The sequence below is a fragment of the Candidatus Hydrogenedentota bacterium genome, assembly GCA_016791475.1.
Taxonomy (GTDB): Bacteria; Hydrogenedentota; Hydrogenedentia; order Hydrogenedentales; family JAEUWI01; genus JAEUWI01.
Genome location: JAEUWI010000432.1, coordinates 1 through 532, shown reverse-complemented (window position 1 = coordinate 532; position 532 = coordinate 1). Strand labels below are relative to the sequence as shown.

Here is a 532-nt window from a genome sequence, read left to right as displayed (position 1 = left end):
GAATACGCGTCGCGCCGGGGCGGAACCGAGAGGCACTTCGAAGCACGCTTCCAGGCGGTACGTACCGGCGGGAGCCTGGCGGTGATCCGCGATGTGACCGAAAGACGGGTGGCCGAGCTGGCCCTGCGGGAGAGCGAAGCGCGCTGGCAGTTTGCCCTCGATGGGGCCGGTGACGGGGTGTGGGACTGGAACATCCGCACCGGGCATGTCTATCGCTCGCCCCGCTGGGTCACCATGCTGGGCTACGAGGTGGGCGAAATCTCCGACACCATCGACGACTGGTCGTCCCGCCTGCATCCGGACGACCTGGCCCCCGCCCTGGCCGCCCAGGATGTCCACCTGAAGGGCGAGTCACCGCTGTTCACCCACGAAGTCCGGATGCGCTGCAAGGACGGCAGCTACAAATGGATCCGGGCCCGGGGCCTGGTGGTGGAGCGCGACCCGGACGGCCGCCCCCTGCGCATGATCGGCACCCATTCGGATATCGACGAGGCCAAGGCGCGGGAAAACCAGATCCTCGATCACAACCTCA

1 protein-coding gene is annotated in these 532 nt (G+C 67.7%); it reads left to right on the top strand.

What is annotated here, in order from left to right; genetic code table 11:
* Nucleotides 1–532 (top strand): PAS domain-containing protein (locus tag JNK74_30095; GenBank protein MBL7650421.1); only part of this gene is annotated, 532 nt, incomplete at both ends.